The 24,359-nt window shown below is 69.9% G+C and carries 24 protein-coding genes and 1 pseudogene; 10 read left to right on the top strand and 15 right to left on the bottom strand.

The annotated features are described in order from the left end of the window. The first annotated feature begins 37 nt into the window (after window positions 1-37). Window positions 38-826 carry an abortive infection system antitoxin AbiGi family protein gene (locus tag GRQ65_RS21130; RefSeq protein WP_160879991.1) on the top strand — a complete coding sequence of 263 codons (789 nt, stop codon included), beginning with the start codon at window positions 38-40 and terminating at the stop codon, window positions 824-826. A gap of 197 nt (window positions 827-1,023) precedes the next feature. Here GRQ65_RS21130 and GRQ65_RS21125 read toward each other — a convergent pair whose 3' ends face one another. Further along, on the bottom strand, window positions 1,024-1,497 hold the full coding sequence (locus tag GRQ65_RS21125) for a hypothetical protein (RefSeq protein WP_160879990.1): 474 nt from the start codon (window positions 1,495-1,497) through the stop codon (window positions 1,024-1,026). Window positions 1,498-1,580: 83 nt separating this feature from the next. After that, window positions 1,581-2,078, bottom strand: coding sequence for a hypothetical protein (locus GRQ65_RS21120; protein ID WP_160879989.1), 498 nt, complete (start codon window positions 2,076-2,078; stop codon window positions 1,581-1,583). A 443-nt stretch (window positions 2,079-2,521) separates the two neighbouring features. On the opposite strand from GRQ65_RS21120, the gene GRQ65_RS21115 reads away from it, so the two are divergent. The 4 genes from GRQ65_RS21115 to GRQ65_RS21100 all read left to right on the top strand — a co-directional run bounded on the left by GRQ65_RS21115 (window position 2,522) and on the right by GRQ65_RS21100 (window position 6,698). After that, window positions 2,522-3,682 (top strand): SAVED domain-containing protein, encoded by a 1,161-nt coding sequence (locus GRQ65_RS21115; RefSeq protein WP_160879988.1) that lies wholly within the window; start codon window positions 2,522-2,524, stop codon window positions 3,680-3,682. Window position 3,683: 1 nt separating this feature from the next. Beyond that, the gene (locus GRQ65_RS21110; protein ID WP_160879987.1) at window positions 3,684-5,051 is read left to right on the top strand and encodes an SMODS domain-containing nucleotidyltransferase; all 1,368 of its coding nucleotides are present in this window, start codon (window positions 3,684-3,686) and stop codon (window positions 5,049-5,051) included. 271 nt (window positions 5,052-5,322) lie between these two features. Beyond that, window positions 5,323-5,889, top strand: coding sequence for a hypothetical protein (locus GRQ65_RS21105; RefSeq protein ID WP_160879986.1), 567 nt, complete (start codon window positions 5,323-5,325; stop codon window positions 5,887-5,889). Further along, window positions 5,886-6,698: a hypothetical protein gene (locus GRQ65_RS21100; protein WP_160879985.1), complete on the top strand. Its 813-nt coding sequence runs from the start codon at window positions 5,886-5,888 to the stop codon at window positions 6,696-6,698. Before GRQ65_RS21105 ends, GRQ65_RS21100 begins: the two co-directional genes overlap by 4 nt. A gap of 163 nt (window positions 6,699-6,861) precedes the next feature. Here GRQ65_RS21100 and GRQ65_RS23130 read toward each other — a convergent pair whose 3' ends face one another. The 6 genes and pseudogenes from GRQ65_RS23130 to GRQ65_RS21075 form a co-directional block, all read right to left on the bottom strand. Next, window positions 6,862-7,167: an RNA 2'-phosphotransferase gene (locus tag GRQ65_RS23130; RefSeq protein ID WP_237448654.1), complete on the bottom strand. Its 306-nt coding sequence runs from the start codon at window positions 7,165-7,167 to the stop codon at window positions 6,862-6,864. 14 nt (window positions 7,168-7,181) lie between these two features. Then, a pseudogene (locus tag GRQ65_RS24235) lies at window positions 7,182-7,418 on the bottom strand (RNA 2'-phosphotransferase); the annotation flags it as partial. A 222-nt stretch (window positions 7,419-7,640) separates the two neighbouring features. Then, entirely contained in the window at window positions 7,641-8,618 is a 978-nt protein-coding gene (locus tag GRQ65_RS21090; RefSeq protein ID WP_160879984.1) for an SDR family NAD(P)-dependent oxidoreductase, read from the bottom strand. Between the two features lie 10 nt (window positions 8,619-8,628). Further along, the gene (locus GRQ65_RS21085; RefSeq protein WP_160879983.1) at window positions 8,629-9,651 is read right to left on the bottom strand and encodes a hypothetical protein; all 1,023 of its coding nucleotides are present in this window, start codon (window positions 9,649-9,651) and stop codon (window positions 8,629-8,631) included. A 37-nt stretch (window positions 9,652-9,688) separates the two neighbouring features. Then, window positions 9,689-10,873, bottom strand: coding sequence for a thiolase family protein (locus GRQ65_RS21080; protein ID WP_160879982.1), 1,185 nt, complete (start codon window positions 10,871-10,873; stop codon window positions 9,689-9,691). Then, window positions 10,866-12,653, bottom strand: a complete 1,788-nt coding sequence (locus tag GRQ65_RS21075; protein ID WP_160879981.1) for a class I adenylate-forming enzyme family protein — start codon at window positions 12,651-12,653, stop codon at window positions 10,866-10,868. The genes GRQ65_RS21080 and GRQ65_RS21075 overlap by 8 nt, the downstream gene beginning before the upstream one ends. 92 nt (window positions 12,654-12,745) lie before the next feature. On the opposite strand from GRQ65_RS21075, the gene GRQ65_RS21070 reads away from it, so the two are divergent. The 3 genes from GRQ65_RS21070 (at window position 12,746) to GRQ65_RS21060 (ending at window position 15,804) form a co-directional block, all read left to right on the top strand. Next, complete coding sequence (locus GRQ65_RS21070) at window positions 12,746-13,702, top strand: winged helix-turn-helix transcriptional regulator (RefSeq protein ID WP_202388474.1); 957 nt, start codon at window positions 12,746-12,748, stop codon at window positions 13,700-13,702. Continuing rightward, on the top strand, window positions 13,699-15,273 hold the full coding sequence (locus GRQ65_RS21065) for an AMP-binding protein (protein ID WP_337191930.1): 1,575 nt from the start codon (window positions 13,699-13,701) through the stop codon (window positions 15,271-15,273). Before GRQ65_RS21070 ends, GRQ65_RS21065 begins: the two co-directional genes overlap by 4 nt. A 153-nt stretch (window positions 15,274-15,426) precedes the next feature. After that, entirely contained in the window at window positions 15,427-15,804 is a 378-nt protein-coding gene (locus tag GRQ65_RS21060) for a hypothetical protein (RefSeq protein WP_160879980.1), read from the top strand. A gap of 327 nt (window positions 15,805-16,131) precedes the next feature. Here GRQ65_RS21060 and GRQ65_RS21055 read toward each other — a convergent pair whose 3' ends face one another. Beyond that, window positions 16,132-16,809 (bottom strand): hypothetical protein, encoded by a 678-nt coding sequence (locus tag GRQ65_RS21055; RefSeq protein ID WP_160879979.1) that lies wholly within the window; start codon window positions 16,807-16,809, stop codon window positions 16,132-16,134. Between the two features lie 265 nt (window positions 16,810-17,074). Then, window positions 17,075-18,010 (bottom strand): NAD(P)H-dependent flavin oxidoreductase, encoded by a 936-nt coding sequence (locus GRQ65_RS21050; protein ID WP_337191929.1) that lies wholly within the window; start codon window positions 18,008-18,010, stop codon window positions 17,075-17,077. 104 nt (window positions 18,011-18,114) lie between these two features. On the opposite strand from GRQ65_RS21050, the gene GRQ65_RS21045 reads away from it, so the two are divergent. Together GRQ65_RS21045 and GRQ65_RS21040 are read left to right on the top strand one after the other, a co-directional pair. Beyond that, a complete protein-coding gene (locus tag GRQ65_RS21045; protein ID WP_160879978.1) occupies window positions 18,115-18,828 on the top strand; it encodes a VOC family protein in 714 nt (237 codons plus the stop codon). Further along, a complete protein-coding gene (locus GRQ65_RS21040) occupies window positions 18,825-19,619 on the top strand; it encodes an enoyl-CoA hydratase/isomerase family protein (protein WP_202388473.1) in 795 nt (264 codons plus the stop codon). The genes GRQ65_RS21045 and GRQ65_RS21040 overlap by 4 nt, the downstream gene beginning before the upstream one ends. Window positions 19,620-19,699: 80 nt before the next feature. On the opposite strand, the gene GRQ65_RS21035 is transcribed toward GRQ65_RS21040, so the two are convergent. The 5 genes from GRQ65_RS21035 to GRQ65_RS21015 all read right to left on the bottom strand — a co-directional run bounded on the left by GRQ65_RS21035 (window position 19,700) and on the right by GRQ65_RS21015 (window position 24,307). Continuing rightward, complete coding sequence (locus tag GRQ65_RS21035; RefSeq protein WP_160879977.1) at window positions 19,700-20,659, bottom strand: winged helix-turn-helix transcriptional regulator; 960 nt, start codon at window positions 20,657-20,659, stop codon at window positions 19,700-19,702. Between the two features lie 158 nt (window positions 20,660-20,817). After that, on the bottom strand, window positions 20,818-21,915 hold the full coding sequence (locus tag GRQ65_RS21030; protein WP_160879976.1) for a branched-chain amino acid ABC transporter permease: 1,098 nt from the start codon (window positions 21,913-21,915) through the stop codon (window positions 20,818-20,820). After that, window positions 21,915-22,814, bottom strand: coding sequence for an ABC transporter permease subunit (locus tag GRQ65_RS21025; protein ID WP_160879975.1), 900 nt, complete (start codon window positions 22,812-22,814; stop codon window positions 21,915-21,917). The genes GRQ65_RS21030 and GRQ65_RS21025 overlap by 1 nt, the downstream gene beginning before the upstream one ends. Window positions 22,815-22,838: 24 nt before the next feature. After that, window positions 22,839-23,552: an ATP-binding cassette domain-containing protein gene (locus GRQ65_RS21020; RefSeq protein ID WP_160879974.1), complete on the bottom strand. Its 714-nt coding sequence runs from the start codon at window positions 23,550-23,552 to the stop codon at window positions 22,839-22,841. Continuing rightward, entirely contained in the window at window positions 23,549-24,307 is a 759-nt protein-coding gene (locus GRQ65_RS21015) for an ABC transporter ATP-binding protein (RefSeq protein WP_160879973.1), read from the bottom strand. Before GRQ65_RS21015 ends, GRQ65_RS21020 begins: the two co-directional genes overlap by 4 nt. Between the last annotated feature and the right edge of the window lie 52 nt (window positions 24,308-24,359).

Here is a 24,359-nt window from a genome sequence, read left to right as displayed (position 1 = left end):
TGGTTCGCCCGGGCGGGACCGGGCCTAGCATCGCGCCATGCCAGACGTGAAGGAGCTTCTAGCCGAAAGATCGGACCTGAGCACGTTCCTAGTTCATTTCACCCGCGTACAAGACGACGGAACGACGGGCCGCGACGTGTTGCTGAAGATCTTGCATGATCAAACCCTCAAGGCGACTCGGGCTCACGGGATGGCCAAGAGCCGCCTTGACGAGATGGGGCGGAGCCTCCCGGACGGGCAGTCGGTGCCCCGGGAGGTGGCGGATCGGCTGTCGGTCGTTTGCATGTCCGAGGCCCCAATGCAGCACTGGTCGATGCTCTGTGCCGACATTCCGGGCCGGTCGTGCAAGTTTTCGCCGTACGGCCTTGTGTTCTCAAAGACATGGGCGCTGCGCCACTCGTTCAACCCCGTCTGGTACTTGAACACGACACCGGGACAAACCTGGCTGACTACGCCTGTCAACGAACTCGCGGAACTAGCGACTGAAGGCAGAGCGTGTGCGAAGACCGCCGACGGCGGGTGGGAGAAGATTCGGTTCCGCGATTCCCAAATCGCACGGCTGCTTCCGTTCATCGAGACCGCGGGAGTCGGCAAAGACTTCTCCTGGGAGCGTGAATGGCGGCGTGTCGGGAGCGTGGCGTTCCTGATTCGCCAGATTGTGGCGGTGCTGGCGCCAGAGACAGACCATGCCGCGTTCCAAGCAGCGTACGAACGGCAGTGCGAACAGTGGGAGTCGGGAGCAGAGAGCCTCAACCTCGTCGATCCAACCTGGTCCCCGACTCGGATCGAGAGCGCCGTCGAAAGGCACGATCCGTCGTCGGACTGAACCTGCGGCCCAGTGGTGCGCCCGCCCAACGGGCGCGGGAGGTCGCGGTGGCTTGTCGCCGCGCATCAACGCCCGGCTTCCGGGAGTGGTGCTGGCTAGAAGGCGCCATGAATGAGGCCAGGATGTAGTTGGGGTGTGGAGGTTCGGCCCACGGCGACGGACCCCGTCTAGAAGCAGCCTGCCGGGCCCACGCGGTCTCAGTGGCCGTGAACCGCGTCGACCATCCGGTCCGCAAGTTCGCGAGCCTCGGCAGCCAAGTGCTCAAACTCCTCTGCCAACTCGCCGAGCTGAGCGAAATCTAGGAACTGACCGTGCCACCTCCCAGACCGGCGGTCTGGCTTGAAGGTTACGAAAGTGCGTCCTTCAGCAACTCCACGTAGATCTGTCCAATGACCGTGAACCACGCGGTGCCTCGCCCCCAGCGGGTCGACCGAGCGTGCCAAGAGTTCGAGTGCCGGCTGAGTCCACCACTCTTCTGGGTGAGCGGCCGCCGCCGACTCGATTATCGTCTTCAACTGCGAAGTCTGCAGCGCGTGCGTTTTGGAGGTGGCGTCTTCGTCGCCGCCGAGCGCAGCGTAAGCAATGGTTGCCAGTGCAATCTCAAACTGCGCAGCAGGCACCACTACGCGACCCACGTGCTCGTACAGATCCGCGAGATTGGGTTCGGCCATGTATCGGATCCTCCCGCAGTAATCCAAGGGCCGCCTCTGCGGATCGGCAAGCCCGACGTTGAACCGGGCTAGAAGACTGTCGGCTACTTGTCGCCGTAGGCGGTGGAGAGATGGTGAAGCTCGTCGAGCAACTCGAGGGCGTTCTGATGGTCTTGGATAGCAGCGTCTCGGAGACGGCCAACTGGCAGTGGATCGCGCAGCACCCAGCCGGCGCTGTGGCCGGCATTGAAGAGTTCATTTGCGAACTCCTTGGCGACCGCCCGGACGTTGGCGTCCGGGTGACCTGATGCCATGACGTTCATCGCGGCTAGGTGTAGGTCTCGCCGTGAAATCAGTCGCTCATAGAAGGCCTTGGCCTCTTGGTCATCAGCCGGTGCGTTGACGGCAAGCCGCTCGGGGTTGATTAGGATCTCAAGGTACTCGCGGATCGGGCCTAGTACCTCTGCATCACGAAGCAGTTGCTCGCGACGGTGCGTCCTGTCCTGGGTCCGGATGTTGAAGTAGGTCGTCAGGCTCGCGCCAAGAAACGCGCCAACTCCGCCAGATGCAGCGACGAGGGCAGCGGTCGATGTGTCGGTCACCGTGTCATTGTCGTGCGCCGACCTACCCAGCCTGCGCTACAGCGGACTCGTGCGAGCTAGGAACGTGCTTTCTAGCAGGACCACCCCGAGCGTCGCCGAGCGCTCGAGCTCTGACACGCGCACTGCTCAACTCTACGATCGCGCCGCTTGGTCCGCACGGCGTTGAAGCATTCCAGATAACCGGTCCACGTGGTGCGCCAAGATTGATGCCGAGCCTTCTCAGTGACCCGCGACAACCGCCAAGCAGGATCTTTCGATCATGTGTTCGTATGACCGGCGTGTCGCCACAACATGTAGTGGCTCGCGGGACACGATGAACCACATGTGGTGAAGACGGGCCTTCTGTCGAGCTGAGTGCCCGAGGCCCGTTTCTCGGCACCGTCTGAGACCGTCGAACTCGACGGCACCGACAGGGTGTCGCCGGCGTAGAAGGTGTGGTCAGCGTGAGCGAACTTGAACGGCGAACCCTCTGGGTACGCGCCGGCGGACGCTGCACGTTGTGCAAGGCGTACCTGCTCGAAGGGGCCCTGAGCGCTGTCGAGGTGCCTCTCGGCGAACGCGCCCACATCGTCGGGCGGGAAGACTCGGCTAACTCGGCCCGCGGAGAACATCCGATGCCGGTCGAGGACCGCGACGACATCGACAACCTCATGCTCGCCTGCTCGCTGTGCCACACCGAGATCGACAAGAAGCGCGTGGAAGGCATTCTCGACGTTGACCTACTGCGCGACCTCAAGCGCAAGCACGAAACTGATATCAAGACGCAGACCGGGCTGCTGCGCGACAGCCGTACCGCGATCGTGCGGCTCGCCGGCACCATCCGCGGCGACGTCATGCAACTTCCTCGCAAGGCCGCGGCGGAAGCCGTCATCCGCTGCGCCGGCCGGTTCCCATTCTTCGTAGAGGCCTACGACCGGCAGGGTGTGGAGATCGACTTGCTCCAGGTTGACGGCGAGTACCCGCTCGAGGAGACCTACTACCGGACCGCCACCCGTCGCATCGACGCGGCGCTGGAGACCCGGGTGATGCCTGGCATCGCCAGCGGCGACATTGACCACGTGAGCGTCTTCGCGATCGCTCGGCTGCCGTTGCTCATCTACCTTGGCTGGAAGCTCAACGACGGCATCCCCGCGGACATCTACCAGCGGCACCGCAGCACCGACGACTGGCAGTGGCCCGACTCGACCGCTGCGACCGACTTCACGGTCACCCACGACCCCGATCCGTCAGCCGGGCAGAATCTGGACGCCGGCCTGTACGAGGACGCGGTCCTGATCACGAACCTGTCGGGAACGACCCCCGTCACCGACCTGCCCGCAGAGCTGCACGACGCTGCTCGGTGGACTATCAGCCCCGACACTGGACCGGCAGAGGACGTCTTCGCCGGCGCCGAGGTCCTCGCCCGGTTCGTCGCCGCACTCCGAGGCTTCTTCACCGATCTCGAGACCACCCACAAGCACATCAAGCGGCTGCACGTCTTGGGTGCGCTACCGCTGGCCGGCGCGATCGAACTGGGCCGGTCCCTGAAGTCCGATGCGCTGCGCCCGACACTCGTCACCTACGACCGCACGCAGCAGGGCTACACCGTAGCGCTGGAGGTTTGAGATGGACTTCGACGCCCACTTCCACGCGTTCCTGGTCTCCACGGTCAACCTGAAGCCGCACAAGCTCAACCTGCTAGACGAACGTGTCGAAAAGATCGTGAAGGCGTTCCAGGACGACGAAGAGGTCGGTCCGCTCTACAAGGAACACCTACCGCAAGGCTCCTGGGCGCACCGAACGATCATCGAGCCGGTTGGCGAGAACGACGAGTTCGACGCCGACTTCCTGCTACACCTGAGCCCGGTGCCTGAGTGGGAGTACGACCCGCGCGAGTACCTGAAGCAGGTTCGCGGTGCCTACCGCCGCAACTCGACCTACACGAATATGCTCATTCGGAAGAACCGATGCATCCGGATCCAGTACGCAAACTTCTGCCACGTCGACGTCGTCCCGTGCGTCACCCTCGACGACGGCACCCAGGTCATCATGGTCTTCGACGAGAACAAGTTCGAGGAAACCAACCCGCTCGGATTTACCGACTGGATGCGGGAGCGCGACGACCTGGCCAACGGCCAGCTGCGTCGGGTGATCCGTCTGTTCAAGTGGCTGCGCGACTTCAAGGACACCTTCGACTGCCCGTCGGTGATCTTGACCGTGCTTTTCGGGGAAAGCGTGTGGACTGACGGCAGCGACGAATACGATGACCTGCCCAATGCCCTGGTCGCGATGCTCGAAGACCTCGACGACCGGCTCTCCGCCCATAACGAGATGCCGCTGATTCACGATCCGTCGTGCCCGGGAACCAGCTTCAACCACAGATGGGAAGAAGCGAAGTACCAGACGTTCAAGCGCAAGGTCCACGACTACGCCGTTTGGGCTCGCGAAGCCCTCGACCTGCAGGCCTCCGACCCGGACGAGGCCGTCGCCACCTGGCAGAAGCTGTTCGGTCCGGAGTTCGCTGCCAGCGTGGTCAACGACCAGCGGGCCTCCATCATCAGCAAGCGGGCACTGACCGCCTCGGGCGGCATGCAGAGCAAGGCGCTCGCGGTCCCTGCACCCGACGAAGACTTCATCGAGGACAAGGCGACGATCAACCGCCGCCACTACGCACGCATTGACGCGTTCATCGTCGGACACCTCCGTGACCGGTCCCTTCGCAAGGCCCGGGTCGTGCGGCCGGGTCACAACCTGAAGTTCCGGCTGACCACCGACGTTCCCGGCGACTACGAGGTGTGGTGGAAGGTCCGCAACCGCGGAGCCGCAGCCGAGAAGGTCGGTCAACTGCGCGGCAGGATCTTTCACCACGGCAGCGTGAACCGAAACGAGCACCGCGAGTCGACGCGGTACCCGGGCGTGCACTACGTCGAGGCGTACGTGGTGAAGAACGGCGTAGTGGTCGCCAGCGACCATCACGAGGTCCGCATCGTCTGAGTCGGAACCCGAAACCAGGAGCCTCAACCGTCCAGCCGTGGTGGGTGCGCCGGCGCGTCACTCTGGGCCGGAGTGACGCGTCTGGCGACATCCGGATCTCGGCAGATCCGTGCGGCCGGCAGGCGGCGGTATGACGCTTCATCCCTCATTCGACCAAAAAACGGCCAATTGCGGGAAGGTGCCCTCGGCTCGCGGCGGTCTGCCATAGTCGTGCACCATGTGGTTTCAGTGGTTTCGCAAGGGCGTCAGCGGACTAACGGATGCTGAAGCTGTGGACCTCTTGCTTGAAAGGGGCCTGATCTGTGAGTGGTGGCGCAACGCGAAGACCATTACTCCTACTCAAGTAGCCGCAAAACTTACCGACCAGGCGCTGGAGGATCATCTGGACAACTACAGTGCTGTCCACAGCACGACGCCGTTCATCTCTCTCACCGCTGGAGTGCGGATGAGAACCGCGCGTGCGCGTGGCTATGGCACCAACCGCGTCGTGTCAGCGCAGCGAACAGCATTGACATATGCGACGCGCAACTACACGACGGATGGACACATCTTCGCCGGTTGGGTACCCGTGCTTCCTCATTCGGACGTCGCGCTACAGAGCTTCGCGGAGGAGGTCAGAGACCTCAACCAGTACGCCCCTTTCCGACGGTTCCACGGGCAGGGCGAGGTGACCGCGAAGATTCAGGTACCGACAACTCAGCTGGCCTGGCTCGAGCGCTGGGACTTGACCGCCCGACCCCCAGGCTCGAAGGCTCGTCGCGCGAGACCCGTTCAGCAGTGGCTCAACCCCCGTTTCGTTGCACCAGATGGGCATGCCGCTATCAGGGAGGTCTTGTGAGCGAAACGCCGACAGACTGGTTCCGTGCGCTGGGTGTCGATGCGCAAGCCGTCGGTCAAGTTGGCTTCAGTCTTGCTGCCTATGCGGACGACTTCGAGTCACCGCGCGCCGAGCGAGCCGACGCGACCGACGAAGACCGATTGATGCTAGCCACGACGCTGACAGATGCTGCAACGCTGCTTGCAGTGGTCGAGCCAACCGCAGCGAGTGAGCGGCTCGCACAAGCCGCGGCTTTCTTTGAGGCGGCAGCAGCACCCGAGGCATGGGTTGTGGGCATGGCGTCGGGCGGCGTTTGGGAACCGCGACAAGTACAGGAGGGCGGTTCGACCATCGGGCCCCCTAGCCCCGCTATGTCGTCGTTGATTCGGGCCTACGCATTACAAGAACTGGTACGCGAGAACTCGCGATCCGGTTGGGATGCCGGATTGCAGTTCAATGACGGACCCAGCGCTGGCTGGACCGCGTTGGGCGCGCCTGCGCGCGCTGTGTCGGCGTTCGCGGTCGCGGCGTCAGAGGGAATGATCGCGGAGGCAGCCGCGGCGTTAGACCGCGTCATTGAACTCTCCGACGAGACCGTCCGCGCGGCGCAGGTGTACGACACCTGGCGGTGGGAGAGATTCGTTTCCTCGGTGCCCTTGATTGACCCGGAGTTGCTGGCCATCGGCGTTGTGGCCGCCCGCACGGATGCCGACTTGGTAACTCGTATGCAAGGGACCGACCCGACGCCCGCGCGGGTGGCTGTCCTTGCTGGCATGCGGCTCGCTGTAGATCAGGAACCTCCGTCCGATGTCGGTGGACGTTCTCAGTAGTGCGAGCGGAGCAGTGACGGTTCACCGATCGCCGCATCTTCGTCGGAGGCCACCTCAGGCTGACAAGCGGCGGATGGACGCGCCGCGCAGCAAGGCCGCAAGGCCTCTAGTTGCTCGGTCGTCGGACTGGCAGGAGCCGCTGCCTGAGGACTTTGGTACGGCCTCAGCGGAGGTCCTCATCTATGACGCTGAGATACGCCGGCGGGACGGCGTCGGTGAGCCAGACACCGTTCGAGCTCGTCCAGAACTCGTGGCCCATAGCGTCCATCGCTGATGCATCGACCCGCAGTACGACGTGCTCGCCGCGACGCGAGCCGACCCGGTGGGCCGTGTCCTCGTCGGCTGACAGGTGGACGTGGTGGCGTCGACGGCGTTCGAGCCCGTCACGCAGGATCGAGTCGACGTTGCGGACCGGCGTGCCGTGGAAGAGGACCGCCGGTGGCACCGCCGGCTCCAGGCCGAGGTCCACGTCGCGCTGTGGCCCTGGCGGGCACGAATGCGATCAGCCTCGACGTCCCACTCGAAGCGCTGCTTGTCGCTCTCCTCGACGACGCGAGCCAGGTCGACGCGGGACAGCGTGGTGCCGTGGGCTGCCAATGCGTCCAGGAGCACGCTGACATCGACCCATCCCTCGCGGTCGAGCTCGACGCCGACCGACCCTGGTTGGTGGCGGAGCGCGAGCGACAGTCGCTTCGAGACGCGGATGTCGTCCACAGTCATCTCCAGCGCTGGATGCGGCCGATCACCAAAGTCAGCCGTGGCTCTCGTCCAACAGTGTGGACCAGGACAGATCAGAGCACGGCCCGGTTGCCCTTGGGCCGGCCGACTGTGGCCCATTCGAACCGGACAGCGCCCACTGCGAGTCGAGAGGCGAAGGTGGTCTCGACGACGCTCGCCAGGGCTCGCTGCTCGGCCAGCGGTGTGGTGTAGCGCGAGCAAGGTTCAGCTGATCGGTTGCGACTGCTCACGTAGCAGCTCGATCAGCCGCGCCCGCTCCTCCGCCGTCTCCTTCGTCGACTCGTCCCGGTGCGTCTCCCGAGCCCGCCGGTCCTGCCACAGGAGCCCGGACGACCTAGCGGGCTCATCAGCAGCAGCGAGCCAAACGATGGTGTCGGCGCCTTGGGCGGGGGTGCGCAGGACGTCCTCGAACTTCGCGGCGAAGTCGGGGATCGAGTCGTAGACGCCGGGGGTGGCCGCCCAGCCGGGGTGCATGGAGTGGAAGACGACGCCGGAGTCGCGGTGCTGCTCGGCGCGCAGCTCGGTGAGGATCACTTGGCCGCGCTTGGTGCGGGAGTAGACCGCGCGGCCGTCGTACTCCTGCTCCAGCGTCTGGTGGTCGACGACGTCGATGCGCTGGGAGTACATCCCGCCCGAGGTCACCTCGATCACCCGCGCCGGGGCGCTCGCGACCAGGCGGTCCATCAGCAGCTCGGTGAGCAGGTAGGGGCCGAGGAGGTTGGTCGCCCAGACCTTCTCGAAGCCGTCCTCGGTCATGAGGTGCTCGTGGATGAGGATGCCGGCGTTGTTGACCAGCACGTGGATCTCGTCGAGGCGCTCGAGCAGCTCGGCCGCGGCGGCGCGCACCGAGGCGAGCGAGCCGAGGTCGCACTGCACCCACGCCTTCACCGGGCGGCCGGTGTGCGACTCGATCTCGGCGGCGACGCGCTCGAGCTTGGCCGCGTCGCGCGAGACGAGGACGACGTGGGCGCCGAGGGTGACGAGGCGTTCGGCGGTGGCCAGGCCGAGGCCGGCGGTCGCTCCGGTGACGACGACGGTGCGGCCGGCGACGTGGACCAGGTCGGCGTTGTCCCAGGTGGGCTCACGCATCTCGTAGCCCAGCCGGCTCCAGCCGACGGTGTCCTTGCGGGCGGCCTCGGCGTCGACCGCGTCGGCGTCGAGGGTGGGGTCCAGGGCGGTCATCGGTGGCTCCTCACCAGGCAGGGGTCACGGCGGGCCGCAGCGCGACCCCCGGGTCGGCGGCGACGACGTGCGGGATCGCGTTGACCACCGAGGCGCCGACGGCGTAGGGCTCCGCCGGCATCCGGGTGGTGTCGTCGGGGTGCTTCTCGAGCTCGAGGTGGACGCGTACGCCGGGGTGGCCGGTCACGTGCACCGTCCACAGCGGCGGCTCGGGATCGTCGAGGTGGCTCGTCTCGACGTACCAGTGGATCGACAGCGTGATGCGGCGCGTGCCCGCGGCGACGCCGTGCCAGCGCCAGTTGAGGTGGCTGACCGTGCCCGCGGCGACCGTGCCCGCGCGCAGCTCGACGTCCTCCGGGGCGGCGTGCAGCAGGTGGTCGGGCTCGATCGCGTCGAGCTCGATGCTCAGCCGCTCGGCGAGCGCCGCGACCACCTCGGAGAACATCCCGTCCAGCGCCGGCGCGGCCGGCGGCGGAGCGCTCGGGTCGGCGCCGAACCCCAGCGCGCCGAAGAGGTACGCCGGGTCGCGGATCGCGCGGCTGTCGGCGTGCTCGACGAGCTCGACGTGGTCGACCCGGTTGGTGAGGCCGCTGACGACGACGGCGAGCTGCTCGCCGAGGAACCCGGGGTTGAGCCCCGCCCCCATCAGCGTCGCGCCGCCGCGCTCCCCCGCGTCGCGCAGCGCGTCGAGGCGTTCGCCGACGTGCCACGCGGGGTCGCTGTAGCCGTTGAGCGAGAGCACGTTGACCCCCGCCTCCAGCAGCCGCAGGATCTCGGGGTCGTGGCTGCCGTAGGGCCCGATCCGCCCGGCGTGCACCACCACGTCGGGGCGCAGCGCCACGATCTCGTCGACGGAGTCGGTCGACAGCACGCCGATCGCCTCGCGCCCGGCGAGCTCGCCGACGTCGCGGCCGGCCTTGGCGGCGCTGTAGACGTAGCAGCCGACCACCTCGACCCCCGGGTGGTCGAGCATGCTGCGCAGGCAGGCGGTGCCCATGGCACCGGTGGCCCACTGGACGGCGCGGAACGCCATGGTCCTCCTCGGTTCGACGTACGACGGAGCTGAGCTCTCAGCCCGGCAGGCCCTCGATCACCACGGCCATCGCGACGCCGAGCGCGGCGGGGATGACGAGCAGCCCCCACCCGCCGCCGTTGCGGCGCAGCAGCTCGGTGGCGTGGGCGAGCAGGATGCCGCCGCTGGCGCCGAGCGGGTGGCCGAGCGCGACGGCGCCGCCCTGGGCGTTGACGATGTCGTCGGGCAGGCCGAGGTCGCGCTGGAGCAGCAGCGGCGAGACGGAGAACGACTCGTTGAGCTCGGCGACCGCGAGGTCCTCGACGCCGATGCCGGCGCGCTGCATGACCGTGCGCGCGGCCTCGAGGGTGCCGTCGAGCCCGGGCGAGCGGACGGCGGTGTGGGCCCACGCGGCGACCCGCGCCAGCGGCGCGCGGCCGAGCAGTTCGCCCGCGGCGAGCGAGCCGATGACCGCCGCCGAGGCGCCGTCGCACATCTGCGGCGCGGTGGCCACGGTGTGCAGCCCCTCGGGCGGGCGGGTCGTGCCGGGGAAGCGCGCCTCGACGCGCGCCCACAGCGGGTCGTCGCCGAAGAGCGTCGGCATCGCGGCCAGCCCCTCGAGCGTGGTGTCGGGGCGCGCGCCCTCGTCGGCCTTGAGCAGCACCTCGCCGTCGACCTCGACCGGCACGACGCAGTCCCACCGCGCCTCGGCGGCCCGGGTGTGCGAGCGCACCGCGAAGGCGTCGAGCTCGGTGCGCGAGAAGCCGTGGCGGTGGGCGGTCAGGTCGGCCGAGACGCCGATCGTGACGAACCCGGTCGCGTCCCCCAGGTCGGCATCGAGCGCGAACGCCGGCTTGTCGCTCAGCATCGGCACCCGCGACATCGACTCGGCGCCACCCACGACGACCATCTCGGCCATCCCCGAGCGCACCTGCGCGGCGCCGCCGGCCAGGGCGTCGAGCCCCGAGCAGCACATCCGCGACACGACCCCGGCGGGCACCTCGTCGGGCCACCCGGCCCGCATGACCGCGACCCGGGCGAGGTCGCCGGCCTGCTCGCCGACGGTGGTGCTGACGCCCATGACGACGTCGTCGACGGCCTCGGCCGGCACGCCGCGCGCCGACAGCTCGCGCAGGAGCCCCGCCAGCAGGTCGTACGCCGGCACCCCGGCGAGCGTGCCGCCGTCGCGGCGTACCCGGGCTCGGGGGGTGCGGATCGCGTCGTAGACGTAGGCCTCAGACATCGGCGGTCTCCTTGTCATCAGTGGTGGAGCGAGACTCTGCGCGCAGCCGCTCCCGCAGCTCGCGCTTGAGCACCTTGCCGACGGGGTTGCGGGGCAGGGCGTCGACGACCTCGAGCCGCTCGGGCAGCTTGTAGGAGGCGATCTTGAGCGAGCGCAGGTGCGCGACCAGCTCGTCGAGGGTGAGCGTCGAGCCCGGGCGGACGACGACGACCGCCGCCACCCGCTCCCCCAGCACCTCGTCGGGCTGGCCGACGACGCTCGCCTCGAGCACCGCCGGGTGCTCGGTGATGAGCGCCTCGAGCTCCGCGGGCGCGATGTTCATGCCGCCGCGGATGACGAGGTCCTTGGCGCGGTCGACGTGGTGGAGGTACTCCCCCCGCTCGCCGGCGATCTCGAAGATGTCGCCGGTGCGCAGGAACCCCTCCGCGTCGAGCGGGTCGCCCAGCTGGTCGCCGTGGACGTAGCCGGCGAACAGCTGCGGGCCCCAGATGTGCAGCTCGCCGGGGCGGCCGGGCTCCTCGATCGTCTCGCCGGTGGCGAGGTCGACGAGCTTGAGGCGGTACCACTCCGAGACCCGCGAGGACCACGTGACGCCGGGGGTGCCGTAGCGCGGGAAGTACTGCGCGCGACGGTCGGGGTCGGGGAAGTCCTCGACGCTCGACATCAGCCCCATGCCCTCGTTGGAGCCGAAGAAGTTGATGATCCCGATGCCGTGGCGCTCCTGCCAGCCGCGCACCATCGCCGGCTGCAGCGGCGCCGAGCCCGACCCCATCCGCGTGATCGTCGACAGGTCGATGCGCGCCAGTGTCGCCTCGTCGTGCAGCAGCCCCCACAGCAGCGCGGGCGGCGCCACCGTGTAGGTCACGCCCTCGCGCGCGATCTGGCCGAAGAACGTCGGACCGTCGAACGGGTGGTGCTGCACCAGCACGCAGCCGACCCGCAGCCACGGCAGGAACATCCCGTTGATGCCCGCCATGTTGATCATCGGGAACGGGTTGAGCATCACGTCGTCGGCCACCAGCCGCGGCGCGTCGATCGTCGACCAGGCGAAGGACAGCCAGTCGTAGTGCGCGCGCTTGACGCCCGTCGGCTTGCTCTCCGTACCCGAGGTCCAGCAGACCGTGACCAGGCCGTTGGGGTCGACCGGGTGCGCGGCCCGGTGGTCCTCGACCGCGCGTACGTCGTCCGCCGTGGCCGGGCCGGGCACGAGGTGCTGCACCAGGTCCGCCCCCAGACCAGACCCGCCCGCCTCCTCGGCCGCGCCGAGGGTGAGGACGCGGCGTACGGACGGCAGGCGGTCGAGCATCTCGACCGCGGCTGCCGCAGGGCTCCGGTCGCCGAAGCGCTGGCAGGTCACGAACACGTCGAAGTCGGCGGTGCCGGCCATGGTCTCGAGCTCGTGCTCGCGGTACTGCATCGCCATCGGCGAGACGCCCGCACCGATCGTCCACGCGGCGAGGTAGAGCTCGGCGAGCTCGATCGTGTTGGGCAGCTGCACGCCGACCAGGTCGCCGGGCCCGACACCGAGCTCGAGCAGCCGCGCGGCGAGGTGGGTGACCTCGGAGTCGACCTCGGTCCAGGTGAGCCGACGCGGCTCGGAGCCGAGCAGGTCGACGCGGTTGGCCGGGTCGACGATCGCGAGAGCGTCGCCGCGCTCGCGGGCCGTCTCGCGGAACACCGCGTCGATCGTCTCGTCGGTCCACCAGCCGCGCTCGAGGAAGTCCTCGACGCGCTCGCGCGGGTGCAGGTCGTGGCGCTCTGCTCGAGCCTCGCTGCTCATCTGCCCTCCAGCCGGTGGGTCTGTGCTGCCGGTGTGCTGCACGTTACTGCAACAAACAGAGCGACCTCAAGGATCCGTGGCATGCTCGCCCCGTGACGGGTCAGCCAGCCGGCCTCGAGGTGGTCGAGACGACGCCTCTGGAGCCCGACGGACCCAACGCGCTCGCCCGCGCGATCGGCCTGCTCGGTGACGAGTGGACGCTGCTGATCCTGCGCCAGGCGATGGCCGGCACGACGCGCTACGTCGACTTCGCAGCCGCCCTGCCGATCTCCAACGCCGTGCTGACCCGGCGCCTCGAGACCCTCGTGGCCGAGCGGCTCGTCGAGCGCAGCGTCTACCAGGAGCGTCCGGTGCGCGCGGAGTACGTGCTCACCCGGCGCGGGCGCGGCGTGTGGCCGGTGCTGGTCGCGATGTGGGGCTGGGAGCGCACCTGGGTGCCCGAGCACGTCTACGCCACGCCGCCGATCCCCCACCGGCAGTGCGGGCGCGAGATGACCCCGCTCTTCTGCTGCGCGGCCTGCGGCGAGCCGGCCCCGGCGACCTCGATGCGCACCGGGTGGGGGCCGAGCGGCGGCTGGCGGCGTTCGGTGCCCGAGGTGAGCACCCGCCGGCGCCCCGGCTCGCGCGCCGGGCGCGCCGAGACCCCGACGCTCTACCCCGACACGATGGCCGTCTTCGGCAACCGCTGGTCGGCGGCGGTCGTGGGCGCGGCGTTCCGCGGCGTGCGCCGGTTCTCGGAGTTCCAGGAGCTCCTCGGCGCCCCGCCGAGCCTGCTCACCGAGCGGCTGGCCTCGCTGACCGAGCGCGGCATCCTGCGCCAGGTCGAGGTCGCGCCGCACCGGGTGGAGTACGCCCTGACCCGCAAGGGCCTCGACTTCTTCCCCGTGGTCGCGCTGGCGCTGCAGTGGGCCGAGCGGTGGTACACCGCCGCCGAGGGCCCGGTCATGGCGTGGACCCACGCCTGCGGGGCGGCGTTCGAGGGCGAGCTGACCTGCGACCACTGCCGGGTGCCGCTGCGGCCCCGCGACATCGTCCTGGAGGAGCCGTGAACACCTCTCGTTTCCTGCAGCTCGGCGGGGGTGACCCCGACCGGCTCGCCGTCGTCGTCTCCGACACCGGGGAGTCACTGACCTACCGCGAGCTCGAGGAGGGCTCAGCCCGCCTCGCCCGCCTCTGGCACGCCGCCGGGCTGCGCCCCGGCGACGACGTGGCGCTGATGATGGGCAACCACGTGCGGTTCATGGAGGTCTACTGGGCCGCGATGCGCTCGGGGCTGCGCTTCACCACGGTCAACACCTTCCTCACCCCGCGCGAGGTCGAGCACGTCCTGCGCGACAGCGGCGCCACGGCCCTCGTCGTCGACGCGGCCGTCGGGACGCGCGCCGAGGAGATCGCCCGCGAGCCGTGGGCGCCCTCCCTGCGTCTCGCCGTGGGCGGCGCGGTGGCCGGGTTCGAGTCCTACGAGGAGGCCGTTGTCGCCCACGAGCCGACGCCGCTCGACACCCAGCCGATGGGCGTGCGGGTGCTCTACAGCTCCGGCAGCACCGGCCTGCCCAAGGCGATCGAGCGCTCCCTGCCCGGCACCGACGTCTCGGTCGGCGCGCAGCGCCAGGCCGACTACCTCGCCCAGAGCTACGGCATGACCGCCTCCTCAGTCGCCGTCAGCCCGGCGCCGCTCCACCACGCGGCGCCGCTGTCGTTCGCCGGCGGCACCCTCGCGCTCGGCGCCACGCTCGTGCTCTCGACCCGCTTCGACGTCGAGCGGCTGCTGGCCGACGTCTCGACGTACGCCGCCACGCACGCGCTGGTCGTGCCCACGATGTTCGTGCGGCTGCTGCGCCTGCCCGCCGAGGTGCGCGAGGCCGCCGACGTGTCGTCGCTGGAGTACGTCGTGCACGGCGCCGCGCCCTGCCCCGTCGGGGTCAAGCGGGCGATGATCGAGTGGTGGGGCCCGGTGATCTGGGAGTACTACGCCGGCACCGAGGACAACGGCTCGACGTACATCTCGTCCACGGAGTGGCTCGCCCACGAGGGCTCGGTCGGCCGCGCCGCGCCGGGGTGCGTCATCCACGTCTGCGACGCCGTCTCAGGTCTCGAGGTGCCCGCCGGGGTCGACGGGGTGGTGTGGTTCGAGCAGGTCGGGGACGGCGTGCTCGAGCCGTTCACCTACCGCGGGGCGCCCGAGAAGACCTCCGGCAGCCGCCACCCGCTGCACCCGCGGTGGACCACGCTCGGCGACGTCGGCCACCTCGACGACGAGGGCTACCTCTACCTCACCGACCGCGTCGACCACCTCGTCATCTCCGGCGGCGTCAACATCTCGCCCCAGGAGACCGAGAACACCCTCGTCGAGCACCCCGACGTGCTCGACGTCGCGGTCTTCGGGGTGCCCGACGAGGAGCTCGGTCAGCGGCTGGTCGCGGTGGTGCAGCCGGCTCCCGGGGTCGCGCCGTCGGACGAGCTGCGGGCGGCGCTGCTGGCGTGGGCCCGGGAGCGGCTCGCGCGCCACAAGGTCCCCCGCACCCTCGACTTCACCGACGAGCTCCCCCGCTCCGCCGCCGGCAAGATCTACAAGAAGCGGCTGCAGGCGGCGTACGGCGGCACGATCACTGCTGGTTGAGGAAGGACGAAGTCCCGTCTCGAAACCACCTTCGGCGGACGTGGTCTGGAGACGATCCTGGCGGACCTCCTCAGCCACAGGACCGGCAGCGGCAAAGCACTACGGAGCGCCAACTGACTACCGCCGCGGTGGATCCGGCGCCACGCTGCATGCGTGGCCGAATCGACCGATCGAGCAGTGGCCGTCGATCTGACGGAGTTGGAACGTTCGATGCTCAGCATCGGTCTGGGCGACTGGGGAGGCCCTGCGTCCTGCGGGGACGCGATGGCCCAGGTGCTGGGCTTCCGGGACGTCGACGACCTGCACAAGCAGGGCGAGCGCATCTCTGAGTCGATCTGGCGTGGTGAGACTCAAACCCGTCGCGACTGGACCCGGGCTTTCGCTTCGCTCGAGGTGATGCTCACCGACTCACTGGGCAGCGGTGAGTGGGGGGCCATTCACGGTTACGTGAAAGAAGATCTCTACGCCGCCCTCGGTCCTCTGCGTCGAAAGCTGCCCATCGACCGGTCCTACCTGCGCACCTGGCGCTAGCGATGCTGTCCCGCGGCGTCGGCCGTGATCCCAGGCAGTCCCCCGCCCATGGTCTGGCGTTGGCGGCAGTCCTTGCGCTGCTGACGGTCGGGCTCGCCTCAGGCGCTTGGTGGGCCCGCTCGGAGGGGTACGTGCCCCCCTCTCCGAACCAGTGGGGGTGCGATGACGTGGGCTTCGAACGAGCCGGTGCGACCTCGCCACCTTCCTTCGACGAGCTCCGGGCTGCCGGCTTCAGTCCCTATTGCGCGCGCGACTTCCTCGGCGAGAACTGGCTCTGACAGCGCTCGCGGACGAGTAGTCACTGTCGGTCTCGCAACGGGATGCGCGTCAGCCCCAGTACGAGAACCAGGCACCCCTGTTGAACTGGTGGAAGGTCACCTTGCGGACGCGGCTCGAATCGCAACGTTTGTACGAGCGGACCTGGAAGCGGAACCCGTCGTAGTCCTTGCTGAGAACCGTCTGCTCGCCCTCCGTGTCGAAGATGTCGTTCACCTGTTGCAGGTTGCCGCCGGTGCCCCCGTCGAAGACGCTGACGCGAGCCCATTCGCCGTCAGTCACGCACGGGCGGCTGTCCTTCGTGGTCGGCACGTCGTAGGACAGGTCGATCGTTCCAGCGATCGTCCATCGTCCTCGGCCGGCGAACGAGATCGCCACGACGACCCTGTTGGCCTTCGGACGGTAGAGCAACACCTCGTGCTGGGCGCTGTTCCCTTCGTCGAGGGCTTCGACCGCCACGGAGGCCGCAGGGTTGATGGACCTGGCCGGGACGGGGATCTCGTACTCCAGAGTGGAGTACTGCTCCCGGCCGCATCGCACCGTCGTCACCTCGGCTCCGGTCGCATCGGTGCTGGTGCTCGTGCGACAACGGGGCCCGAGCTGCTGTTGCGAATAGTCGCTCACGCTGACGGATCGAACCGCGCTGCTGGTGTCCTCGGTGGGGTGGTCGCCCGCGAAAGCCGTTCCGCTCGCCGACGCCGACAGACCGGCCGTCAGTCCGAACACCATCAACGCCCGACGTGCTCTCCCCATCGGGGCATCGTGTCGGAACCCGGTCACCTCAGCAAGCGGCCCACCTGCACGATCGATACCCGCCCGCCGCTCAACGGCGCGCGCGTGGTTTCGAGACGGCCCTAACGGGCCTCCTCAACCACCGGTCCGGTGGTTGAGGAAGGACGAAGTCCTGTCTCGAAACCACCCTCGGCCAGCGTGGTTCCAGCCGGCCGTAGCCGGCCTCATCAACCACCGGGATCGGCGTCCCTAGCGGGCCTCCTCAACCACCGTTGACGCGCGAGGCCAGCCGCTGGGCGGCCTCGACGTACTCCCGCTCCATGCGGTCGACGACGTCGGCGACGGGCTCGACGGCGCGGATGGTCTGCAGGCCCTGGCCGGCGGCCCAGATGTCCTTCCAGCGGCGCTGGGCGGACTCGCCGGAGGCGTACTCGCGCTGGGCGGGGGGCTCGGCGGTGTCGGGGTCGTAGCCGTTGGCGGCGAGGCTGGGGCGCAGCCAGGAGGCGTCGGTGCCGGTGACCGCGGAGCTGACGACGAGGTCGGCGGGGCCGTGGTCGACGACCATCTGCTTGTACGCCGCGTCCGCGGTGCTCTCGGTGGTCGCGAGGAAGCGGGTGCCGACGTAGACGAGGTCGGCACCGGCGGCGACCGCGCCCGCGACGCCGTGGCCGTCGGTGATCGCCCCGCCGATCGTCACGATGCCGCCGAAGGACTCCCGCACCGCGGAGACGAACGCGAACGGCGAGAGGTGGCCGGTGTGCCCGCCCGCGCCGGCCGACACGCAGGCCAGGCCGTCGACGCCGGCGGCCACGGCCTTGTCGGCGAGCGCGAGGGTCGTGACGTCGGCGATGACGAGCCCGCCGTAGCCGTGGACCGTCTCCATCACCGGCTTGGGCGAGCCGAGGGCGGTGATGACCACCGGCGGGCGGTGGGCGGCGACGACCTCGAGGTCGTCGGCGAGACGGGCATTGGTGCGGTGGGTGACGAGGTTGACCGCCCAGGTGCCGCGGGCGCCCTCGACGTCGCGGGCGATGCGCGCCATCCACGCGTCGAGCTCGTCGACCGTGCGGCAGTTGGGCGCCGGGAACGACCCCACGATGCCGGCGCGGGCCGCCGCGACCACGAGCTCGGGGCCCGAGACCAGGAACATCGGCGCGGCCACCACCGGCAGCCGCAGGGCGTCGAGCTGAGGGGTCACAGGATGCCTCCGGGAGTCACTTGCCCACTGGTAGTTTCAGTGGCGTCACCGTAGCATCGCGGCACCCCTCAGCCCTGCGACCGAGCACTGTGATCGGAGCCGCCGTGACCGCCCCTCCCCTCCCCCGGCTGCGCCAGGTCGCGCTGCTCGTGCCCGACCTCGAGAGCGCGCTCGCCGAGGTGCGGGCGACGCTCGGCGCGACCGAGGGCACGCGCGACCCCGAGGAGATGGCGGCGCTCGGGTTCGAGCACGAGATCGTGTCGTTCGCCGACACCTTCCTCGAGCTCTGCAGCCCGCTCCCGTCCGAGACGGCGACGCCGGCGCAGCGACTGCTGGGACGCCGCGGCGCGTGCGGCTACCTGCTCGACGTGCAGGTGCCCGACCTCGACGCGGTCGTCGCCCGGGCCGCCGAGGCCGGCATCGCACCGCTCTTCGGCGAGTCGTTCGGCGCCGGCCGCATCTCGCAGTGGCACCCCCGCGCGATGGGCACCCTCGTCGAGCTCGACGAGGTCGACCCGCCGGCCTCCTGGCACTACGCGCCCCAGATTTTCGAGCGCGCGGCCACCGGGGTCGCCACCGACGTGGTCGGCGCCGAGGTCGCCGTGCCCGACCCCGCGTCGGTCGTCGCGACCTGGGCGCACCTGCTCGACGTACGCCCGGACGGCGACCGGCTGCGTCTCGGACCGACGACCGTGACGTTCGTCGAGGGCGACGAGGGGCTGCGGGCGGTCGACGTGACCGCCGCCGACCCGGAGCGGGTGGGCGACGTCGTGACCCTGAGCGGGGTCGGGTTCCGCTTCGTCGGGAGGCAGGCATGAGGGAGCAGCTGACCGAGCACGTCCATCACGACGTCACCGACGGGATCGCGACGATCACCCTCGACCGTCCCGGACGCCGCAACGCGCTGACCTACGAGATGCTCGACGCCGTCCGCGAGGCGGTGCTGCGCGACGGCGCCGACCCCGAGGTGGAGGCGATCGTCTTCGCCGGCGTGCCGGGCAGCTTCTGCGCCGGCACCGACCTCACCGCGCTCCACGAGGTCGCCGCCGACGCCGACCCGCTCGAGCGCACCAGCCACACCGACGGCACGCAGTGGTTCTGGGCCGACTGCCCCAAGCCGACGATCGCGGCGATCGACGGCCCGGTGGCGGGGTTCGGCGTCGAGATGGCGACGATGTGCGACTTCCGCATCGCGACCCCGCGGGCGCGGTTCTCGTGGGTCTTCGTGCAGCGCGGCCTCGTGCCCGACGCGGGCGCCGGCACCTGGCTGCTGCCGCAGATCGTCGGCTTGCAGCAGGCCAAGCGGCTGCTCTACACCGGTGAGTTCATCGACGCCGCCGAGGCCGAGCGCATCGGCTTCCTGCTCGAGGTCGTGCCGCCCGTCGACCTGACGGGCCGGGCGCGCGAGCTCGCCGCGCAGGTCTCCTCCGGCTCGCCGTACGCCCTGACACGGGTGAAGGCGCTGCTCGACTCGTCGTACACCAAGCCGAGGGCGCAGCACCTCGCCGACAACGTCGTCGCGCTCACCGAGTGCCAGCAGTCCGAGGACCACCGCGAGGGCGTCGCGGCGTTCTTGGAGAAGCGGCCGGCGGTGTTCCGCGGGAGGTAGGTGTCGGAATCCCAGCATCTGCTGGGATCGCCAACGTTCTGGGGCGTTGCAACACCCCAGAACGTCAGGAAGCAGGTGTCTCAGCGCCGCATGGCCTCGCGGTCGAGCCCGGTGAAGAGGACGTCGGCGCGCTCGAGCACCTGGTTGCAGGCGTTGCAGGTGTACGCCGGCACGAGGGTCTGCCCGCAGGCCCGGTGGGTGAAGCGCAGCCCCGACGCGCCGTCGTCGCTCTGCCACTGCTCGGCCCAGCGGTTGACCGCGGCGAAGACCGAGAAGAAGTCCACGGCCTGCGGCGTCGGGGTGTAGACCCGCCGGCGGCCGCCGTCGCGGGCGACGTCGTGGGTGAAGAGGCCGACGTCGACGAACAGCGCCAACCGCCGGGTCAGGGTCACCGGCGCGATGCCGAGGTGCGCCTCGAAGTCGGTGAACCGGCGCGAGCCCATCAGCGCGTCGGCGAGGATCAGCGTCGACCAGCGGTCGCCGAGCACGCCGGTCGAGTCGAGGGGCGCGGCGAGCGCGGGCGAGCGTCGCGAGCGCCGGTCGGTCGCCTCGTGCAGCACCAGGTCGGCGACGTCGACGCGGACGTCGCGGGCGCCGAGACCGATCGCCCCGCAGGCGCGGTCGCCGAAGACGGGCCGGGTCACGCGGTCGCAGGTCAGGTGGGTCAGCTCGGCGCGCGCCAGCGGGTGCGACGGGCCGGCCCACGTGCGGTCCCACGCCCACATCGCGACGAGGACCTGCCACAGGTCGAGGCCGGCGTCGGTGAGGAGGTACTCGCTGCGCGGCGGGTGCGTGGAGTACTGCCGCGTCGTCAGCACGCCGTCGTCGACCAGGCTGCGCAGGCGCCGGGCCAGCACGGGATCGGAGATCGCGAGCTCGTCGCGCAGGTCCTGGAAGCGGCGTACGCCGAGGAACACCGCGCGCACGATGCGCACGGTCCACATGTCGCCGATGAGCACCAGCGCGCGACCGATCGGCGACGACGGCTCGAAGTCACCACTCGGGGTGGCCTCGGTGCTCTCGGTGGCCTCTGCGCGCATCGCCGTCCTGGTGCTGGCTGCTGATCGGACACGCCCCGCGGACCGGGGACGGCGCATCGTACCCCGCGGTGGCCTGGTGACTGTCGCAGTGGAAGTGGTCGGTAGTCCGTGACGTTCTGACCCCTCGACGCCGGTCACAGGGGCCAGAACGTCGCGGACTACCGCCCCCGACCGATCGACTCCGGCCGCTTGTCGACGACCACGACCCAGCGCCGGGCGAGCCGCGCGACACCGCCGGCGACGCCCTCGGGGGCGAGGAAGATGACGGCGATGAGCACCACGGCGAACAGCACCGCCGAGGCCTGCCCCTGGCCGATGCCCGAGGTGTAGTAGGGGATCAGCACGACGGCGAGGCCGCCGATGATCGGTCCGGCGAGCGTCCGCTCACCACCGAGCACGAGGCCGATGAGCAGCGTGATGCCGGCGAGCACGGTGAAGGAGCCCTCGGCGAAGAGGCTGCCGATGTACATCGCGAACAGGCTGCCGGCCAGACCGGTGATCGCGCCGGAGACGCCGAAGCTCACCAGCTTGATCGCAGCGACGTTGATGCCCGAGGCCGAGGCCGCGACCTCGTCCTGGCGCACGGCGTGCATGGCGAGGCCGTAGCGGCTGCTGATCACGTTGCGCACGACCACGAAGGTCACGACGAGCAGCACGATCGTCAGCCAGTAGAGCCAGGCGTCCTTCTCGCCGAGCGTGAACCCCGACCAGTCCGGCGGGCGCAGCAGCGTGCGCCGGATCGTCATGCCCTCGGCGCCGCCGGTGAGCCCGTCGAGCCGGGCGACGACCTCGGGGAACGCCACCCCGAGCGCGAGGGTGACCATCGCGAGGTAGAGCCCGCGGATGCGCAGCGCCGGGATGCCCACGAGCAGCCCGACCAGGAAGCAGACGAGCATCGCCCACGGGATGGTGGAGATGGCGGTCTGGTTGTAGTTCACGACCAGGATGCCGGTCGTGTAGGCGCCGAGGCCGAGGAACGCCGAGTGCCCGACCGACAGCAGCCCGACGTAGCCGGTCGTGAAGTTGAGCCCCATGATCGCCAGCGCGAAGATCGCGGCACGGGTCAGCTGACCCTGGCCGAACGGGTCGAGGCTGCCGCCCCAGATGACCACCGCGGCGAGCAGCACGAGCACGACGGCCTGGGCCGCTCGGTGCGCACCACTGCCGCGTACGACGACCCGCGGGCCGCTGCGGGCGGCCGGTCGGGCCGGGCGCTCGGGGGTCGGGGTGGGGGTCGGGCTCTGCACCGTGGTCATCAGACACGCTCCAGTCGTCGGGAGCCGAAGAGGCCGTTGGGCTTGAGGCCGAGCACGACGACGATGACGACGAGCGCCACGGTCAGCGAGATCGAGCCTCCGAAGAAGGAGCCGTAGCCGTTGATCATGGCGAGGCCGACCCCGAGCGAGAGGCCGCCGACGACGGCGCCCTTGACGCTGTCGAGGCCGCCGAGCAGCGCGGCGACGGTGCCGAAGATCAGCATGTGGAACATGCCCGGCAGGCCGAGCTGCCCGGGCGGCAGCACCGGCACGAGGATGGCCGCGGCGAGCGAGCCGATGACGCCGGCGAGGCCCCAGCTGATCATGAAGATGCGCCCGACCTTGATGCCGCACAGGCTGGCCGACTCGGGGTTGGTCGCCACGGCCCGCATCTGCAGCCCGAGGCCGGTCTTGTTGAGCACCAGCGACAGCGCGCCGACGACCAGCACGAGCGAGAGCACGACGAAGATCGAGTCGTAGTAGAGCCGGGCCCCGCCCAGCGCCAGGAACGAGTCGTCACCGATCGGCACGAGCCGTGGGTAGACCTTGTCGTCGGACCCCCATATCCACCCCGCCAACCCGTTCAACCCGGTGAACAACGCGAGCGCGACGATCAGCACCGCCGTCTCGTCGCGCTTGCGCACGGGCCGAATGAGGAAGCGCTCGGCCACCGCGCACATCACGAAGCCGAGGCCGAGGGCCGGGACGAGCGTCAGCCAGATGTTCCAGCCGTGCTGGGTGAGCCACCAGGAGACGTAGGTGGTGAAGAGGGCGAACTCGCCCTGCGCGAAGTTGATGGTGGCCGAGCTGCGGAAGACCACGACGAGCGCGAGCGCGATCATCGCGTAGACCGAGCCGGCCGTCATGCCCGAGATCAGGCGGGTGAGGAAGATGTCCACGGGAGTTCCGTCCTGGTCCGGGGGTCAGTAGCCGAGGTAGACGCGGCGGATGCTGTCGCTCTGCGCGAAGGACTCGGCGGCGCCCGACTGCACGACGCGCCCGACCTCGAGCAGGTAGACGTAGGAGGCGATGCCCATCGCCAGCGCGGCGTTCTGCTCGACGAGGAGCAGCGCGGTGCCCATCTCCTCGTTGATGCCGCGGATGGTCTCGAAGAGCCCCTGCACGATCACCGGGGCGAGGCCGAGGCTGATCTCGTCGCACAGCAGCAGTCGCGGGCGGCTCATCAGCGCCCGGGCGATGGCGAGCATCTGCTGCTCGCCGCCCGAGAGCGTGCCGGCGACCTGGTGGCGGCGTTCGGCGAGGCGCGGGAACGTCGTGAACCAGCGGTCGATGTCCTCCTGGACGCCGCTCGCGTCGCGTCGTCCGACGGCGCCGGTGCGCAGGTTGTCGGTCACGCTCAGCGCGGTCAGGGTGCCGCGCCCCTGGGGCACGAGGCTGACGCCGCGGGCCACCATCTGGTCGGGGCGCACCGCGCCGACGGTCTCGCCGTCGACGCGCAGCTCGCCGTCGTAGGGCAGCAGCCCGGCGAGCGAGCGCATGAGGGTGGTCTTGCCGGCGCCGTTGGCGCCGAGCACGACGACGACCTGGCCGGGCTCGATCGTGAGGTCGACCCCGTGCAGCACGTGGGCCTGGCCGTAGCCGGCCGAGAGGCCCCGGGCCTCGAGCAGGGCGCTCACGCGGCGGTCCCGAGGTACGCCGCGACGACGGCCGGGTCGCGCTTGACCTCGTCGGGCGTGCCGTCCGCGATCGTGCGGCCGAAGTCCATCGCGACGACGTGGTCGCTCATGCTCATCACCATCCCCATGTGGTGCTCGACGAGGAGCACGCTGAAGCCGAGCTCGGCCTGCAGCCCCTGCACCACCGCGGCGAGCTCGTCGACCTCGGCGTGCGTGAGGCCCCCGGCGGGCTCGTCGAGCAGCAGCAGCGACGGCTCGCTGATCAGCGCCCGGGCCAGCTCGACGCGCTTGAGCGTGCCGAACGGCAGACCGGCCGCCGGGTGGGAGGCCAGGTCGAGCAGGTCGAGCCGCTCGAGCAGCTCCCAGGCCCGCAGGTCGACGCGCTTGCGCGCCGCCCGGGTGGACGGCCACGCCACGGCCGACGGGACCAGCCGTGGCGTGGCCAGACTGTGGGCACCCAGCACGGTGTTCTCGAGCACGGTGAGCTTGGGCCACAGCGCGAGGTTCTGGAAGGTCCGCGCGATGCCGTGGCGCACCACCTGGTGACGGCGCAGGCCGAGCAGGTCGGTGCCGTCGAAGGTGATCGAGCCCGAGTCGGGCTGGTAGATGCGGGTGATGCAGTTGAACAGCGACGTCTTGCCGGCGCCGTTGGGCCCGATCAGCCCGCAGATCTCGCCGTCGCCGACGGTGAACCCGACCGTGTCGAGGGCGCGGATGCCCCCGAAGTCGAGGACCACTTCGGACACCTTCAGCATCGGTCGGCTTCCCATCCGTGAGGGGGCGTGAGCGGGGTCACTACAATTGACG

This window comes from Nocardioides flavescens, from assembly GCF_009823805.1.
In the GTDB taxonomy this organism is placed as follows: Bacteria; Actinomycetota; Actinomycetes; order Propionibacteriales; family Nocardioidaceae; genus Nocardioides; species Nocardioides flavescens.
Note: the sequence above shows the minus strand (reverse complement) of the source record. Positions and strands in the feature narration are given on the sequence as shown.

Bases quoted from the DNA above. Each gene is read 5' to 3' on its own strand.
- GRQ65_RS21125 (WP_160879990.1), bottom strand. From the start codon at position 1,497: ATGGCCGAACCCAATCTCGCGGATCTGTACGAGCACGTGGGTCGCGTA.
- GRQ65_RS21055 (WP_160879979.1), bottom strand. From the start codon at position 16,809: ATGGTGTTCGGACTGACGGCCGGTCTGTCGGCGTCGGCGAGCGGAACG.
- GRQ65_RS21080 (WP_160879982.1), bottom strand. From the start codon at position 10,873: ATGTCTGAGGCCTACGTCTACGACGCGATCCGCACCCCCCGAGCCCGG.
- GRQ65_RS21075 (WP_160879981.1), bottom strand. From the start codon at position 12,653: ATGAGCAGCGAGGCTCGAGCAGAGCGCCACGACCTGCACCCGCGCGAG.
- GRQ65_RS21085 (WP_160879983.1), bottom strand. From the start codon at position 9,651: ATGGCGTTCCGCGCCGTCCAGTGGGCCACCGGTGCCATGGGCACCGCC.
- GRQ65_RS21130 (WP_160879991.1), top strand. From the start codon at position 38: ATGCCAGACGTGAAGGAGCTTCTAGCCGAAAGATCGGACCTGAGCACG.
- GRQ65_RS21035 (WP_160879977.1), bottom strand. From the start codon at position 20,659: ATGCGCGCAGAGGCCACCGAGAGCACCGAGGCCACCCCGAGTGGTGAC.
- GRQ65_RS21090 (WP_160879984.1), bottom strand. From the start codon at position 8,618: ATGACCGCCCTGGACCCCACCCTCGACGCCGACGCGGTCGACGCCGAG.
- GRQ65_RS21015 (WP_160879973.1), bottom strand. From the start codon at position 24,307: ATGCTGAAGGTGTCCGAAGTGGTCCTCGACTTCGGGGGCATCCGCGCC.
- GRQ65_RS21030 (WP_160879976.1), bottom strand. From the start codon at position 21,915: ATGACCACGGTGCAGAGCCCGACCCCCACCCCGACCCCCGAGCGCCCG.
- GRQ65_RS21110 (WP_160879987.1), top strand. From the start codon at position 3,684: ATGGACTTCGACGCCCACTTCCACGCGTTCCTGGTCTCCACGGTCAAC.
- GRQ65_RS21040 (WP_202388473.1), top strand. From the start codon at position 18,825: ATGAGGGAGCAGCTGACCGAGCACGTCCATCACGACGTCACCGACGGG.